Source organism: Silvibacterium acidisoli (assembly GCA_022870745.1).
Classification (GTDB): domain Bacteria; phylum Acidobacteriota; class Terriglobia; order Terriglobales; family Acidobacteriaceae; genus Silvibacterium.
In genome coordinates, this window is record CP085323.1 from 5,217,899 (window position 1) to 5,233,987 (window position 16,089).

Annotated in this window: 12 protein-coding genes; 5 read left to right on the plus strand and 7 right to left on the minus strand. The window is 59.6% G+C overall.

What is annotated here, in order from left to right; genetic code table 11:
• Window positions 1-206: 206 nt before the first annotated feature.
• Window positions 207-1,571, plus strand: a complete 1,365-nt coding sequence (locus tag LJD29_RS21295) for an ABC transporter ATP-binding protein (protein WP_446743593.1) — start codon at window positions 207-209, stop codon at window positions 1,569-1,571.
• Complete coding sequence (locus tag LJD29_RS21300; RefSeq protein ID WP_446743594.1) at window positions 1,568-3,313, plus strand: ABC transporter permease; 1,746 nt, start codon at window positions 1,568-1,570, stop codon at window positions 3,311-3,313. Before LJD29_RS21295 ends, LJD29_RS21300 begins: the two co-directional genes overlap by 4 nt.
• 7 nt (window positions 3,314-3,320) lie before the next feature.
• Here LJD29_RS21300 and LJD29_RS21305 read toward each other — a convergent pair whose 3' ends face one another.
• The gene (locus tag LJD29_RS21305) at window positions 3,321-4,679 is read right to left on the minus strand and encodes a glycerate kinase type-2 family protein (protein WP_446743595.1); all 1,359 of its coding nucleotides are present in this window, start codon (window positions 4,677-4,679) and stop codon (window positions 3,321-3,323) included.
• Between the two features lie 128 nt (window positions 4,680-4,807).
• Entirely contained in the window at window positions 4,808-6,988 is a 2,181-nt protein-coding gene (locus LJD29_RS21310) for a beta-galactosidase trimerization domain-containing protein (RefSeq protein ID WP_446743596.1), read from the minus strand.
• A 158-nt stretch (window positions 6,989-7,146) separates the two neighbouring features.
• Between LJD29_RS21310 and LJD29_RS21315 the strand changes: the two genes are divergently transcribed.
• Window positions 7,147-7,887, plus strand: coding sequence for a FadR/GntR family transcriptional regulator (locus LJD29_RS21315; RefSeq protein ID WP_446743597.1), 741 nt, complete (start codon window positions 7,147-7,149; stop codon window positions 7,885-7,887).
• Between the two features lie 8 nt (window positions 7,888-7,895).
• Here LJD29_RS21315 and LJD29_RS21320 read toward each other — a convergent pair whose 3' ends face one another.
• Entirely contained in the window at window positions 7,896-8,387 is a 492-nt protein-coding gene (locus LJD29_RS21320; protein ID WP_446743598.1) for a peptidase associated/transthyretin-like domain-containing protein, read from the minus strand.
• 134 nt (window positions 8,388-8,521) lie between these two features.
• On the opposite strand from LJD29_RS21320, the gene LJD29_RS21325 reads away from it, so the two are divergent.
• Window positions 8,522-9,367 (plus strand): hypothetical protein, encoded by an 846-nt coding sequence (locus LJD29_RS21325; RefSeq protein WP_446743599.1) that lies wholly within the window; start codon window positions 8,522-8,524, stop codon window positions 9,365-9,367.
• Between the two features lie 3 nt (window positions 9,368-9,370).
• Here the strand turns inward: LJD29_RS21325 and LJD29_RS21330 are convergent, their stop codons facing one another.
• Together LJD29_RS21330 and LJD29_RS21335 are read right to left on the minus strand one after the other, a co-directional pair.
• Window positions 9,371-11,941 (minus strand): ABC transporter permease, encoded by a 2,571-nt coding sequence (locus tag LJD29_RS21330; protein WP_446743600.1) that lies wholly within the window; start codon window positions 11,939-11,941, stop codon window positions 9,371-9,373.
• Window positions 11,938-12,624, minus strand: a complete 687-nt coding sequence (locus LJD29_RS21335; protein WP_446743601.1) for an ABC transporter ATP-binding protein — start codon at window positions 12,622-12,624, stop codon at window positions 11,938-11,940. The genes LJD29_RS21330 and LJD29_RS21335 overlap by 4 nt, the downstream gene beginning before the upstream one ends.
• Window positions 12,625-12,653: 29 nt before the next feature.
• Between LJD29_RS21335 and LJD29_RS21340 the strand changes: the two genes are divergently transcribed.
• Window positions 12,654-13,271: an arylesterase gene (locus LJD29_RS21340; protein ID WP_446743602.1), complete on the plus strand. Its 618-nt coding sequence runs from the start codon at window positions 12,654-12,656 to the stop codon at window positions 13,269-13,271.
• A gap of 31 nt (window positions 13,272-13,302) precedes the next feature.
• Here the strand turns inward: LJD29_RS21340 and LJD29_RS21345 are convergent, their stop codons facing one another.
• Both LJD29_RS21345 and truB read right to left on the minus strand, forming a co-directional pair.
• A complete protein-coding gene (locus LJD29_RS21345; RefSeq protein ID WP_446743603.1) occupies window positions 13,303-15,126 on the minus strand; it encodes an NAD(P)-binding protein in 1,824 nt (607 codons plus the stop codon).
• A 48-nt stretch (window positions 15,127-15,174) separates the two neighbouring features.
• Window positions 15,175-16,035, minus strand: coding sequence for a tRNA pseudouridine(55) synthase TruB (gene truB, locus LJD29_RS21350; RefSeq protein ID WP_446743604.1), 861 nt, complete (start codon window positions 16,033-16,035; stop codon window positions 15,175-15,177).
• Window positions 16,036-16,089 lie beyond the last annotated feature (54 nt).

Sequence of the window (16,089 nt, forward strand, 5' to 3'; positions counted from 1 at the left end):
AACTGGAAACCGAGAACACCTGGCAGGTAAAGTGAGAAAAACGTACATGTCTCAATCAGATGATACGCTCTTGTTAAGAGGATGCTTCATCCTTTTGCAACGAAAGCAGTTCACTATCGTTGCAGGGATCGGGGTTGCTACTCCTCTTTTCGCCCCGGACGCCTCATCCTCAACCTGATTTTAGATGATTTTCATGCGGAGTTCCGATGACCGAGCCGATCATTCGCGCACAACAGGTGGAGAAGTTCTACGCACAACCCAGCGAGAACCGCATCCAGGTCATCTCCCCGACCGACCTTGCGATCGTGCCCGGGGAGATCGTCGCGCTGCTCGGTCCGTCGGGTTCGGGGAAATCCACACTCCTGCGCATGCTCGCCGGCCTTTCGAAGCCATCGGCCGGAGAGGTTTTCTGGCATGAGAAGCCCATTTCGTCGGTCAAGATTCACGTCTCTATCGTCTTCCAGAGCTTCGCGCTCTTTCCCTGGCTGACCGTTCTTGAGAACGTAGAAGCCCCGCTCAAGGCCCAGGGCATGGCTCCGGCAGAGCGTCGCGAACGCAGCCTGAAGATCCTCAATACGGTCGGCCTGGACGGCTTCCAGGCAGCTTACCCCAAGGAGCTCTCAGGCGGCATGCGCCAGCGCGTGGGGTTTGCCCGTGCCCTGGTCGTCGAACCGGAAGTGCTCTTCATGGACGAGCCCTTCTCTGCCCTCGACGTGCTGACCGCCGAGAACCTCCGCAGCGAACTGCTCGAGCTATGGGACAACAAGACGATACCGACCAGGTCGATCTTCATCGTCACCCACAACATTGAAGAGGCTGTTCTGCTGGCCGATCGCATCATTGTGCTGGGCCGCAACCCAGGGCATGTCCGCACCGATTTCCGCGTCAGCAACATGCCGCACCCGCGCGACAAGAAGAGCCAGCCTTTCACCCACCTGGTGGATTACATCTACAAGGTGCTGACGCGGCCGGACGTTCCGCCGTCCGACGTGCCCACGCTCGAAACCGGACGCAAGGTTCGTGACCAGCGCCAGATGCACTACGAGATGCTGCCGCATGCGCGTCCTGGCGGCATCGCGGGTCTGCTCGAGCTGGTGATCGACCTGACCAACCAATCCGGCGGACGCGCCGATATCTATAAGCTTGCCGACGAGCTGGCGTTTGAAATCGACGACCTGCTTCCAATCGTCGATGCCGCCACCCTGCTCGGCTTTCTGCAGGTAGAAGAAGGCGATGTGCTGATCACCGAGGATGGCCGCGAGTTCGCCGAATCGGAGATTCTCAAGCAGAAGGAGCTCTTCCGCAAGGCGGCACTCGATCACGTGCTGTTGTTGCGGCAAATAGCACGCGCGCTGAACAACAAATCCGACCACACCATTCCGGAAGAGTTTTTCCTCGACATGCTCGACGAGCAGTTCAGCGAAGAGGAGACCCAGCGGCAGCTCGAAACCGCCATCAACTGGGGTCGCTATGCCGAGCTCTTCGACTTCGACGCCGCGCGCCGCCGCTTTGTATTGCCAGAAGAGGAGCAGGATGCCGAGGAATCCGCGTTTGAGGCCTCGGGCGAATGAGACAACGCTACACGCTTTCTCGCGAGCTCGTAATTGAGCGTTCGTGGCCGGTCTTCCTCGACCTGCTCGTTGCGGCCGGCCTGCTCGCAGGCTTCTACGCCATTCTCTGGATTGCGAAGTTCTGGTTCAGCGGTGCCATTCCCGAGGTTGAGATTTATCGCTCGCCCTCGCACCTGCCGCTCTATGCCTTCTATTCGACCGTCCGCATCTTTGTCGCTTACCTGCTGAGCCTGGGCTTTGCCATCGGCTACGGATACGTCGCCGCCTACAATCCGCGCGTGGAAGCGCTGATGATCGCCACGCTCGACATCCTTCAGTCGATCCCGGTGCTAAGCTTTCTGCCCGGCGTAATGCTGGCGATGATGTCCATCTTCCCTTCCCGCCAGATCGGCATCGAGCTGGGTGCGATCCTGCTGATCTTCACCGGCGAAGTCTGGAACATGGCCTTCAGCTTTTATTCTTCGCTGAAGTCGATTCCGCGCGAGTTGCACGAAGCCTGCACCGTGAACAATTTCTCTCCGCTGCAACGCCTCTTCCAGCTCGAACTGCCTTACGCCACCATTGGCCTCATATGGAACTCGATGGTATCGGTGGCGAGCGGCTGGTTCTTCCTTATGGTCTGCGAGATGTTTCCGGTAGGCAGCCGCAACTTCCGCCTGCCCGGCCTGGGATCGTACCTGCAGACCGCAGCGTCAAGCGGGGACAACGTGGCGATGGTCTATGGAATCATCACCATGATCGCAATCATCGTGCTCACCGATCAGCTGCTGTGGCGCCCATTGATTGCCTGGTCCGACAAATTCAAGTTCGAGAACGTCGAGAGCTCGACCCGCATCAACTCGCCCATCCTTCACCTGATCCGGCACTCGAACATGCTGGGAGTCATCCAGCGCAATACTCTCGTGCCGCTTGGTGAAATGGTCTATCGCGGGCTGGCGCACCGCAGCGAACGCCGCTACGCGCGGAACACCTCGAAAACAAGTTCGCATCGCAGCAGTACCGCCGTGTTCGCTGTCGCGTCGCTCGCCATCGCAGCCGTCATCGGTATCGCCGCCTTCCATGCGATCACACTTCTCCGCCTGGTACACAGCCACGAGGTCGTGCTCCTCTTTGAAGGCGCGGCTGCGACCTTCCTGCGCGTGAATGTTTCTCTGCTGCTTGCTACCGCCTGGACGATCCCGGTCGGCGTCATGATAGGCTTCAATCCCAGGCTGGCGAGCATTACGCAGCCGCTGGCGCAGATCGCGGCGTCGTTCCCGGCAACGGCGCTCTTTCCGGTGATTCTCGTCGCACTGATGAAGCTGGGCATGGGGTTGGGCATCGGCTCGATCGCCCTGATGATGCTCGGCACGCAATGGTACATCCTCTTCAACGTGATTGCGGGCGCGATGGCGATCCCCTCTGACCTGAAGGAAGTCGCGCGGCTCTTCCACTTCACCAGCCTCCAGCGCTGGACGACCGTAATCCTACCCGGCATCTTCCCTTTCCTCATCACTGGACTGGTCACCGCATCGGGCGGCGCATGGAATGCATCGATTGTCGCCGAGTACTTCCAGCTCAAGAACCGCACCCTCATGACGCAGGGGCTGGGTGCGCAGATCAGCGCCGCCAGCAACCGCGGGGACTTCCCCACGCTGCTGCTGGCCACCATCATCATGGCCCTGATGGTGGTCACCATCAACCGGCTGATCTGGCGGCGGCTCTATAAGCTGGCCGAAACCAAGTACCGCCTCGAAGGCTGAGGGAGCATCAGGCCGGGAAGTCTGCCAGGATCACGCGCAGGTCGCGCAGGTTATTGCCGAGCGGCCCGGTCACGATGGTGTCTCCCAGCTTTTCGAAGAGCGTGTAAGCGTCGAACTCCGCGAGCGATCGTGCCGGGTCGACGCCGGCAGTCACCGCACACGCCCATGTCTGCGAAGTCGCAACTGCGCCTGCCGCAGGACTGTTGCCATCGATGCCATCCGAGCCAGCGCTGAGAAACGTAAAACGCTCATCCCCTACTTGAAGCAGGCGAGCTATCTCAAGCAACCATTGCTGGTTGCGCCCTCCCAGGCCCACCGTGCCGCTGACAGAGACGGTCACTTCGCCTGCCGTCATCAGACAGATGCGCGCACCAGGAGCCTGCGCCTTGAGAATGCGATCCGCAAGATACTTCGCAGCCTCCCGATAGTCGAGGTCGTCGCAGCTGTTGTCTACGATTACCCTATATCCCGCCGCCTCGGCGATCTTCGCAGCTGCTTCGGTCAGGGATTCGCTGGAAAGAAGCGAGTGGTGCGGCGTGTAGATCTGCTTGGGGGTTTCGGTAACGCGTTCGGCGAAGAAGCTCGCAACCTTCTCAGGCAGCGCTGCGGTTAATGCGGGCGTCTCCGCCAGGATACGGCGGCAATCCTCGATCGTGCTCGGATCGGCCAGGGAAACACCGGACCCTACGACATGCAGCATTCCGGGCGGCACATCGGAGATCAGCAGCGTAGCCTGCGACGCACGCCTGCCGGCAGCCGCAAGCCGCCCTCCCTTCACGCTTGAGAGGTGCTTGCGCAGCACGTTCATCTTCTCGATAGGCAGCCCGGCCAGCACCAGCAGACGGTGGAACTCGATCATCTCTTCACGCGAGATAGTGGGGTCGGAGGATGCATCGAGCATCGACGATGCCCCACCGCTCACAAGAAAGAGGACGAGCGTCTGCTCGTCTGCCTCTTCCATTTTTTCCAGCAGCAGCTCCGCTGCGTCGAATGAACTGTCAGTCGGCAGCGGGTGCGAACCGTTGAAGAATCGCCAACCGGGGTAGGGATGCCACGGGGCGGTACCAACGACGACGCCCTCCACCGTGAGCGAATCGTTTACGACGGGCGCGAGAATCTCGTGCAGATGATCGGCCATCGGCGTTGCCGCTTTGCCGATAGCCACGACGAAAACCCGCCGGAAGCTCGCCAGCGAAAACCGCTCCGGCCCAAACAGCAGTTCTCCATTCTGGACAGATACCTGGGTACGCAAAGCTGGGCCGAGGGCCACCGCCTGCATGGTCTGCTGAAAGAGCTCGCGGAGGAACGCTTTGCGCTCGCGTCCCTGCTCTCCGATATTGCACGTCGTGGTCTCGCGCTTCTCCAAATCGATCCTCGCTGGCTTTGGCTCTTCGAGAGATGCGGTCAGACCGAAGAGGATGCAGCAACTTAATAATTATTGCTTACTATGTTCCGAGTATCGCTGTATTTGCCCACGCACGCAACCGGCGGCCGTCACGCAAGATCGATTGCCACCACCTCGTAGTCGAGAACCGACTCCACACTCATGCGGACTGTGCCCCCTGAGTGTTCGGCCTTGAGTGGGGCATCTTTCATCAGAGCGTGGGCCTTCACAAAGCGTCTTCCCGCAGGCAGCTCAATTTCCACCTGCTGCGGCTGCGACGGGATCAGTTGGCAGACATCCGGCCGCATGGCCATGGCGTTCGTCATGTTTACTAGGTGAACGGTCATCGAGTCCTTCTGCATCCATGCGGTCACGTCGAAGAATCCCGCCCCCTTCACGCGCACCGGGACTGGTTCGTTCATCGCCCACTCGACGGCATTCTGTAGAAGTAGAAGATGGTCGTAGGAATGAACATCCCACACCAGCCGGTCGATATCCCACGGGAAATAAACGACCCTTCCCTTGCCGGACTCATGCATGTATACCTCGGGCTCGGCTGTCTTTTCCGTCGTCCAGAAGGTCTTCTCCATGGGCAAATTGATGACTGCTGGAATCCGCGTAAGCGGCGCTCTCATGCCTTGATCCGTCGCCCGCGTAGTTAGCTGCCAGGTGCCCCCCATCAGGTAATCTGCATCTTCGAGGCCTCGCAGCAGAGGCGTACCCGGCTGGTCGATATGCAGGTAGGTATTCTGTACGACCTTCTCCGTATTTACGTGCGACACGTACTGCGCTCCGAATAGATCGCCTAGCCCAAAGTTCTCACGCTTTGTCCCGTGCTCGTCATAGAGCGAGGTCTCGTAGGTCGCAACCAGGCTCCCGCCACGCTTTACGTAAGCTTTCAACTGGTCGCACTGCTTGTCGGAGAGCGCCGCGATGTTCGGCAGCAGCAGCAATTTGTAACGGTCGATATGCTCCGCATCGAACATGCGATCGTGCACCATCTCGAACGGAATCCGTGCCTCTACCAGCGACTGGTACATGCCGTCGATCGGCTGATCGATCATGCGGGCCATGTTTTCCGGTCCGGCGTGGAACTGCGCCGTCTGCTGCGAATACACCAGGCCCACGCGGGCAATGGGCGCGGTGTTGCGAAAATATCGGTCCCACTTCGCATGCCACACGTACAAATCTTCAATCACTTTCAGACCGCGGCGATCATGGACCGATCCGCTGACCATGTTGAACCAGGGACGCATTCCGTTCGCCATGCCGTCCTGCACCCACATGCGTGTCTCTGCCGGGCTCTTTGCGCTGTTGAGCCAGCGGTAAGGCGCGATGATGCCTACGTTGAAGATGCCGCCGATTGCTTTCATGCCAAGCGTGGCGCGATATTCCTTGCCGCTCTTGCCATTGGCCCAGGGTGCCATATCGCCGGAACGGCACTGACGATCCGCAAACAGCGTCGGAGCCAGCTCGCCGACGCGGGTCATGTCGAGTCCGCTGCCTGCACCTCCGCCGGAGTTCGCAATGTAGCGGGCATGGGGCCGCGCGTGCCGTATGGTCTTGTCCCAAAGTTCCCATAACGCGAAGAGGCGCTGCTGCTCCCACACGATGTAGTCGCGATAAGCCGGGTCGCTCAATGAACGATGCCTGGGCAGCTGCTGGTGGTACGCATCGTAGAAAAGCTTTTTGCAACTGTCGCAGTAACACATACCGCTGCCGGTCCATCGATTGCTGAAGATGCCGTACGCATGGAAGCGCGTGGCAATCTCGCGCGTTACATCGTTCATGAAGTCGAAGTTGTAACCGCCCAGCGCGCAGGTAATCCACATGCTGGGGTCGTCCGGATGCCGGCGCTTGTTTCCTTCCGCGTCCACGGCAATCCATTCCGGATGCGCCTCGTATACATCCTGGTAGGTCGCATGAGGATCGGTACGCAGCAGCACGACCATATCCTGCTGCATGCACCGCTCAACCATGTCTGCCAGAAAGTCTTCGTGGCCTGCGAGCCAGCGACTGCGATGGTGATATCGAATATCTGTCGGGTAGAAGGCGACAACGCCACCGGCAGAGAGACAGACTGCATCGGCGCGGATGCGACGGAAGTAGTCCATCCAGAAGGCGACGTCCATTTTGGCCGGATCGTCTTCCGTCATGTTGATCTGAGCCCAGCGCATTGGCTTGTCGAACCAATCCGCATCTGCCACCGGAAAGGCTAGTCCTTTGCCCAGTCCGCCAAGCATCATGGAAGCCACAGCGGCTCCCTGCATAAATTCCCTGCGCGTGACCATGGATCTCCTTCACGAGGCGTGGCCCTTGCGCCGGAAACGCCTTCAAACAACGAACGGCTAATACTGTCACATGGTCTGACCATCGTCAATCTGGCGGAAATCACAGTCAATTCGCCCGGCCGGGCGGTAATATTATGACTCCGGTCAAGAACCCACCCATGATGACTGCTACCAGATCCTCGAAATCCAGGGCGGCCTTCAAGGCTCGCCCCATCCAGAAGAGTTCCATCAGCGACGACATCGTTCAACAGATCATGAAGCAGATCTCGTCAGGCAATCTCAAGCCGGGCGAAAGGCTCCCCTCCGAACGCGACCTGTGCAAGAGCTTTAATACAGGCCGGTCTTCGCTGCGGGAGGCTTTGCGCTGCCTGTCCATCATGGGAGTGCTCACTGCGCGCGTGGGTGAAGGAACGTCTGTCTCAACCGATGGCAGCAAGTTTCTCGAAACGGTAATGCAATGGCGCTTCATCACGGAGAAGTACGACATCCGCAACCTGATGGAGACACGCATTTCGCTCGAGGGGCTGGCCGCCGCAAGCTCCGCGGAGCGCGCTACCGAAGACGAGATTGCGGCGCTGGAGATTCTGATCGAAAGGATGGAAGGCTTTGTGGACGATGCGAAGCGCTATGGCGCCCTCGATCTGGAGTTTCACCTCGGCATCGCCCGGGCCTCGCAGAACCAGGTGATCTACGACCTGGTATCGCTCATCCGGGGACAACTGGTGCGGGCTTTGGCAGAGGTGCTGGTGGTCCCGGACGCGCGTCCCCGCTCCACCGAAGAACACAAGGGAATCATCAGCAGCATCAGGAAACGCAACCCCGAGGCTGCCCGCAAGGCAATGCAGGCGCATCTCGAGGCGGCAATTACGCGCTATGAAGACGCGCACGTGTCTTCATAGCCAGGCGATTACTGCGGATTAGAAGGTGGAGGCGTGGTGGGGGGCGGAGTTGAATCGTTGCCGCCGCGCTGCCCGTCGGCATGCTTCTCGTAAATCGAGTACTGCTTATCCGGACGCTTCAGCTTCACGACAATATCCTTCGAATCGGTAGGAATCGGATAGTCGTCACCGAAGGTCTCGAAGCCGTTAGCGATTACCTGCAGACGCACGGTGTAGCCGATCGGAATGACCTCGATCGTCACCTTGCCTTCTTCGTTACTCTTCAGCTCAAGATTGCCTTCGCTCTTGCCTTCCTTCATCGGATGGAAGACAACCGCGGCATTCTCGACCGGCTTGCCGTTAGTAGCCTTGATCACCGTGACCGTGATCTTCGCGGTCGGCGGCGGCGGGGTATATTTGCGGCCGCGACGCGGCTGGTCCTGGGCAAGCAGCAGTCCTGGAAGCGCGAGGCCCATCAGGACCGCGATCCGGAACTTACGAAGAGATACAAGGTGAGTCATGCTGAAATTGTATGAAATTTCAGCAGCATGCGAAAGACGCGGACCCGCGAAAGACAACCATGCGCCTGCTGGAGCGTCTAACATATGTTGCAGCGGGAGCCCCGACGGCCTCCGATCGAGGCGATTTGTCAGGAATGAAGTACCCCTTTTTTCAGCGTTTTGACTCTGCCCGCGGTCTTTTCTTCACCGTAGCATTTCTGGTCGCCACGACCGGTTCGTTGCAAGCCGACGACGCATCATCGAATCCAGTGGCATTGGTTCGCCGGGCCAGCCAAAATGAACTCCGCTCGAGCGACGGCAGCCATCCTTATCGCTACAAACTACGCAAGGTCGACGACGGGAAGATCAACACCAAAGAGATTGTAGAGACACGCGACGGAGACGTGGCCCGTCTGCGTGAGTGGGGCGACAAACCCGTCCCGGCTGACGTGAACCAGAACGAAATCGATCGCCTCAACAACCTGCTGACGCACCCCGAGATTCAGGAACACCGCCACAAGCGCGAGCAGGCGGACAGCGACCGAGCCAACGAGATGATCCGTCTCCTGCCGGACGCATTCCTGTACCACTACGAAGGGATGGTCAACACGCCGAGCGGACCTTCCTACCGGTTGTCGTTTAAGCCGAATCCGAACTTCAATCCCCCCGATCGCGAAGCCGAGGTCTATCACGGCATGGAAGGCGAATTGTGGATCGACCAGAAGCAGGAGCGCATGACCAAGCTCGATGCCCACCTGATCGACGATGTCGACTTCGGCTGGGGCATTCTCGGCAAGCTCTACAAAGGCGGTTCGATCCTGGTCGAACAGAAGGATGTGGGCAATAACCGCTGGGAGACAACCCACATGAAGCTCGATCTCCACGGCAAAGCACTTATGTTCAAGACCCTCACCTTCGAGACTGTCGAAGACGCCAGCGACTTCCAGCCTGTTCCGCCCGGCGGCTATCAGGATGCGGTGCGGCTACTGCTTAAGAAGTAGCCGCTACTCTTCGCGAAGCACCTCGAGTGGCTTCTGGCCGAGAATACGATAGCTTGCCGCCCACCCGGTAAGGACAGCCAGCAGCGCGGTCGCCGCGACGGTAACGGCGAAGCTCTGCCAGTCGCGATGAAACGGCACATCCATTCTATGCAACAGGACACGCGCCAGCAGGTTAGCGAAGATCGCGCCGACCGTCCCTGCGAGCAGACCCAGCACAAGAAACTCCACACTGAAGACCTGGGCGATCCGCGAGCGTGCCGCGCCCAACGTTTTAAGCACGACTACCTCGCGAATCCTGCGGAAGCGCGTGCTGGCCACGCTCGATGCAAGAATCATTGCGCCCGACAGGATTGAGAATCCTGCAAGGAAGCGAATGACCAGAATGATGTGCCCGGCGACCTGCTGGATGGTCTGGAGAATGTCGGCTAGATTAATCACCGTAACCGTTGGATATGCCGAAAACAGGGCGCGCTCGAGCGCAGGAATCGCAGCCGGAGCGACGTGAACCGCTCCATACCAGGTGGCAGGTGAGTCGCGCAGAAGCCCTGGAGTCAGGATGAACTCGCTGCGCGCAAACGCGTGTTCGCCGTCGACCTTGTAGATGGCGACGACCTTCGTTGCGACCGTTCTGTCTCCGACGGCAAAACTCATCTGCGAACCGATGTGCAGATGCAGACGGTCGGCCACGTGATCGACCACGGCAACGCTCTTGTCCTCAGGGTTCGTCCACCATTGGCCCTGGGCTATGCGCGTGCCCGCGGGCATCTTTTCTGACCACGTAATTGAAGCCGACCGCAGCAGCCGCTTTGGATAATTCTTCACCCGCAACTGCTCCACATCGACGCCGTCGATGCTGAGAATGCGCGACGAGAGCATCGGGATCGTTTCAAGCTGGCCCTGCACGCCATTCTGCTTGGCCAGGAGAGTTTTCACTCCGGGTACTTCCTGCTTCGCCATGTCGACGAGAAAGACGTTCGGAGTCTCCGGAGCCACGTCGCTATGCATCTGCCGCACGATGGCCGCCTGCATGAGGTAAACGGCAAGAATCAGCATGACGCCCGCTCCAAGCGCGGCCAGAACCGCTGCCGACTGATTGCCGGGACGATAAAGGTTGGCAAGTCCGTGCCGTAGAGCGGAAGGCAATGATAGCCGCGTCCTGTTGAGAAAGGCCCGCAGCAGGCGCAGGAATCCCGCAGACAGCAGCAGCAACGCGACCAGCACCGCTGCAAGCATCGAAGAAAACCAACGGCCTACCTGCCAGGAGTCGGTGAGCGCTGCTGCAACCGCGGCCAGCCCTGCGACGATGACGATGACCGAAGCCCATTGCAGACGGCGCTCCACGAGTTTTGCAATGAAACGCTGAAAGCGGCTGCGATCATCATTCGGCTCTGTTTCCACGGTCTTACGCAGCACCGCGATCGGGCGCACGCGACGCACATCAAGCAGCGGTGGCAGGCAGAACAACACCGTCGTGAGCACTCCCGTAGCCAGTGCAGCCGCGACTGGTTTCATTGCGACAGCCAGCGGCGGACGCAATGGCAGCAGCGTGCCCAACAGCGACGGGAAAATATATTCGACACCGAGACCTGCGATAACGCCGAGCAGTCCCCCGGCGAGCCCGAGCAGAACGGTTTGAAACAGATAGATGCGCAGGATGTCCGACGAGCGCGCGCCGATCGATTTCATGATGGCGAGGATCTCGATGCGCTGCTGCAGGTGCGCGCGCATGGACATGGCGACGCCAATCGCTCCCAGCACCATGGCTACCAGGCAGATGAGGCTCAGCAGGCCGGTGGCGCTGTCGAGCCCGCGTGTCAGTTCCGGATTCGTCTCGCGGAAATCCGTGATCTGCGCATCGGGCAGGATCTTTTCCAGCTCGCCGCGCAGTATGGCGATGTTCTGGTCTTTGCCTGCAAGCTTGAAGAGATAGCGCTCCGTGGCACGGCTGCCAACACCGAGCAGACCGGTAGCCAGCAGCGCATGACGCGTGATCAGCACACGCGGCCCAAGTCCCACTCCAGCAGTCATGCGGTCGGGCTCGTTCACGATGACAGCGGCAATGCGGAAGTAGTGTCCGCCAATCTTGAGCTGGCTGCCTACGTGCGCATTCAGGCGGACAAGCAGATTGTCATCGACCAGCACGGTCGAGTCGTCGAGCATCGTCCGCAGATCGCCGGCCGGCTGCATCTGCACCTTGCCGTAAAACGGATACGCCGCAGGATCGACCGCCTTCAGCGAGACCAGCAGCGGCACAGGATCGCCCATGACCGAAGCCATGGAGACAGTCTCCGTCACCGTCGTGCGTTCGACGCCTCGCGTCGCCAGAGCGTCGAGCTTCTTGTCCTCTTCGGGCAACGTCACACGGTACATGCGCGCCGACAGGTCGCCTGCCATGATGCTGCGCGCATCGCCCAACAGCGCTTTTTGAAAAGCCTGGCTGAAGCCGCGCACGCCGGTGAGAGCAGCAACTCCGATTGCGACCGAAAGCAGGACGAAAAGAAATTTTCCACGCGAAGCGCGCAGCTCACGCCAGGCAATGCGGGCGGCTGTATTCCAACTTAACGAGGGCTTCAACGTGCACCCACTACAGCCAGCTCGTCGGCAACGACAACGCCGTCACGCAGGTGAATCTGCCGATCGGCGCGGGCTGCGATGGCGGGATCGTGCGTCACCATCACCAGCGTCGCCTGCGCCTGTCGCTGGCGTGTGGTCAGCAGCTCCAGCACATGCTGGCCATTCGAAGAGTCAAGGTTTCCCGTCGGCTCGTCGGCAAGAACGATCGGCGGATCGAGCATGAAGGCGCGCGCCAGCGCCACGCGCTGCTGCTCTCCACCTGAAAGCTGCACCGGATAGTGCTCCATGCGATCGCGTAGCCCAACTTCACCGAGCAGCGACGTGGCCTTGGCACGGCTATCGCCACGCGCATTCAGTTCATGCGGCAGCATCACGTTTTCAAGTGCCGTGAGCGTGGGAATTAGCTGATAGGACTGGAAGACGAAGCCGATCTTCGACCCGCGCACCTCGGCCAGCTTGTCTTCTTCAAGCCTGCCGATCGCAACGCCATCGAGCACCACGTCGCCTTCCGTCGGCGAGTCGAGCCCGGCCAGCAGCCCCAGCAGCGTGCTCTTGCCGCTGCCAGAGGCGCCCATGATGGCGACAAACTGTCCCGCTGGAATCACCAGGTCGATGCCGCGCAGAATCTCCACCGTACGTGAGCCGTTGCGTATCGACTTTTTCAAACCGCGAACTTCAATCATCCAGCGATCTCCCTTACCTTCAGGCTACAATGACTCGGGTGACGTCCCGATTACTGGCCATCGTCTTCCTGCTGCTTTTTCCGGCGGCTATCTTTGCCCAATCCACCATCGTCTGCTTCGGAGACAGTCTCACCGCAGGCTATGGCGCCGAGGCCGGGCATAGTTATCCAGATTCACTGCAGAAGCTTTTGGATTCTCACGGTTACCATTACCGCGTCATCAACAAAGGCGTCAGCGGAGATACGACCAAGGACGGCGTAGCCCGCCTGCCCGAGATCATTGCCCTGCACCCGCAGATTGCGGTAGTGGAATTTGGCGGCAACGACGGATTGCGCGGCCTGCCCATCACCAGTACACGCACAAATCTCGACCAGATTGTGACGACACTGCAGAAAGCCGGGATCAAGGTAGCTCTCGCTGGCATTACCCTGCCGCCCGACTACGGCCCGGATTACATTCACGACGTGAACCAGACCTACACCATGGCCGCTCAGAAATTCCATGTACCGTTGCTTCCCTTCCTGTTAGACCACGTCTACGGCGTTCCGGGAGCGATGCAGCAGGATGGAATTCATGCGACGGCAAAGGGCAATGTGATGGTGGCCGAGAATGTTTTTGCGCTGATCCGGCCCATGCTGAAGAAGTAGCGCAAGGGGGAGCCTAATATCCATCCCTGTTTCACAACACCTGCCCAACCGCCCGATGCGCTTCCATGATCGATGCGCGATGATCCATGATTCCGGACAGGTCGGAGTTGGCAAAAGCGACGCGCCCGAACGGCTTCTGCCGCATCAGCTCCGCCGGGCCCGGTTTGCCATCCTTGCCGAAGAAGAAGCCTGGTTGCGGCGCAAGGTAAGCATGTCCCCAGCGATTGAGAATGATCCCAGCCAGGTCGCGATGCGCGTCGAAGCCATAGCCGCTAAACATCTCAGAGAACTGGTCACGCAGCTGTTTCTCGTAGGCATTGAATGGCGTGGTCATCATCTGGTAGCGCCCCATGTTTACTTGCTCCAGCAGCGGCCGGCCGGGGTTTGAGAAAAGAATCTTTACCGTCAGAATGATCGGACTCTCCGGTGAGAGCTGCGGCGAAGCGCCTCCAAAGGTCGCAACACGCCGCACGGCAGTATAGTTGCCGAGTCCGCCGAACCACTGGAACTGGCTGATGCCCATCTTCGCCAGCGGCTTCCAGTTGCGCAGTGCGATATTGGCCATGATGCAAGGTGCGCGATAGAACTGCGCATAGGCATGGCGATATTCCGCAGGCAGATCACGCACCATGCCGTTGATCGTCCAGCTGCCATTGGCGAGGATCACTTTGCGAGCGCGCGCCCGGTAAAGGCTGCCTTCGCGCAGATAAACGAGGTTCACATGCGGAGCATGTGCGGCGTCACCTTCATGCTCGATTGAGATGACGGTCGAGCGGAGACGAATCCGCGTCGCTTTGTCTTCGGCGTCCAGCTCCGCAAAGTTCACACGCGACCGGCAGATGTTCGCCATCGTCGCCGGACCAGGAATGGCATCGGGCAGCAGCGCCTTCACCATGTGTCGCGCTACCCCGGCATTGCCGCCGGGAAACATCTGCGGGCCTTTCTCCGATTGCCATGGAAATAACAGATCGGCCGCATAGTCCGCGTATGCCGAGAGCGCATCGGCGCCAAGTCCCGAACCGCCTCCGCTCACTGGCGACAGGTACTTGCGCACAGTCTCCCGGCTTAATCCGTGACGGGCAATGAGATCGTCTTCCAGCGTGATCGAGTCAAGATGGCGCGAGACGGTGTCGCCATGGCGCTGCGGCTTCGGAAGGTGATCGGGAACGCTCCTCATCGCCAGCAGCTCGCGCTTCGCCTGATCTGGAATGGGAGCGCCGGCCAGCTTTTTTCCCCAGGGATCGATGAGCCACTGTTTCTGCTGCGTGAAGTAGAAGCCGAAGTTGCTGCCGCCGCCTGCATACGGAGTGACGCCAGTGCCGATGCGATTGTCGTCCCGCTGATAGACAAATTGCTTCGGGTCGATTCCGATTGAGTCGTAGAAGTGCATAAGAAAACTGCCCGGCAACGGTTCAAACCACATCGCCGACCCCTGGCTGGCAATCAGCCGTTGGCCGTCGACCTCGAACTCGTTGCGCTTGGCCTCTCCGCCAAAGATTGGATGGTTCTCGAGTACAAGACAGGTCTTCTTCGCGTGCGTCGCGCGTTGGTAGAAAAGCGCGGCCGCCAATCCGCTGATGCCTCCGCCGACAACAACGCAGTCGTAGATCTCATGAGTGTCGATAACAGGCGCGGGGTTGCGCTCGAAGACATGATCGCGGATCGAATGCCCATCCGACATGACCTGGTGCACGTTGCCGTTCGCTCCGGCATAATCGCCGATGCCGGAGAAGCCATTCCAGTCCGGCTCGGCCATCAGTTGAAAGGGGCAGGCTGCGGTGAGCAGTGCTGCACCCGAGGCCATGAGGGTGCCATTCAGAAAATCGCGTCGAGTAATCTTCCCGGAGTCTGCCATGCGTGGATGACCATCAGCATAATGGTCAGACCGCTCACGAGTACATCCCTAAAGCACGATCGAGGGATGAAACAGCGTGCCAACCAGGCGTTTACCAATAGCGACAAGGTTTCGTTGCCCTTCGAAGATCTTGATCAGTGGAGCTGAACTGTATTCAGGCAGGTTGATGGCCATGCCGTTGCGCAGGCGTCCGACCGATTGCCGATCTGCGGTCACGGATGGAAACTCCGGCAGCATCGTACGCGGATGCGGCATGCCTGCTTCAAGCCGGTTCTCCTGCGCGAGCGCAATCGCTTCATCGAGCACAATCGATTGATCGAGCGCGAAGACGCCGGACATGACGCGGCGCAGGCTTGCGAGATGCGCTCCGCAGCCCATCGCCTGCCCTAGTTCGTGCGCGACCGAACGCACGTATCCGCCGGCTGAAATCTTCATGCGAAACGAAGCGACGCCATCTGCGTAGTCGAGGATGGCAAATTCGTCGATCTTCACCTTCGCCGTCTTCAGTTGCGGAGTTTCGCCGGAGCGGGCGATTTCATAAGCCCGTTTGCCACCGATCTTTTTCGCCGAGATGGGCGGAGGCAACTGGTCCATCTCGCCTGAAAAGCGCGAGGCCTCCACGAGCAATTCCTCGCTCGTGAACAAGGGTGCAATCAGCTCAGAGGTCTGCTTGCCTTCGGCATCGTAAGTATCGGTAGCGAAGCCAAACCGGATGGTCCCGGTATAGGCCTTCTCATGCGAACCGTAGAACTGCGCCAGACGGGTGTAGCGGCCCAGCAGCAGAGGAAGCACGCCCGTCGCCATCGGATCGAGCGTGCCAAGATGCCCAATCGATTTTTCACTTGTTGCCCGGCGGAGCTTCGCGACAACATCGTGCGAAGTCATGCCCGCCGGCTTATCGACAATCAACAGCCCATTCACCTGTCTACTATATCGACCGATGCGGACCGGCGTCAGAGCGAC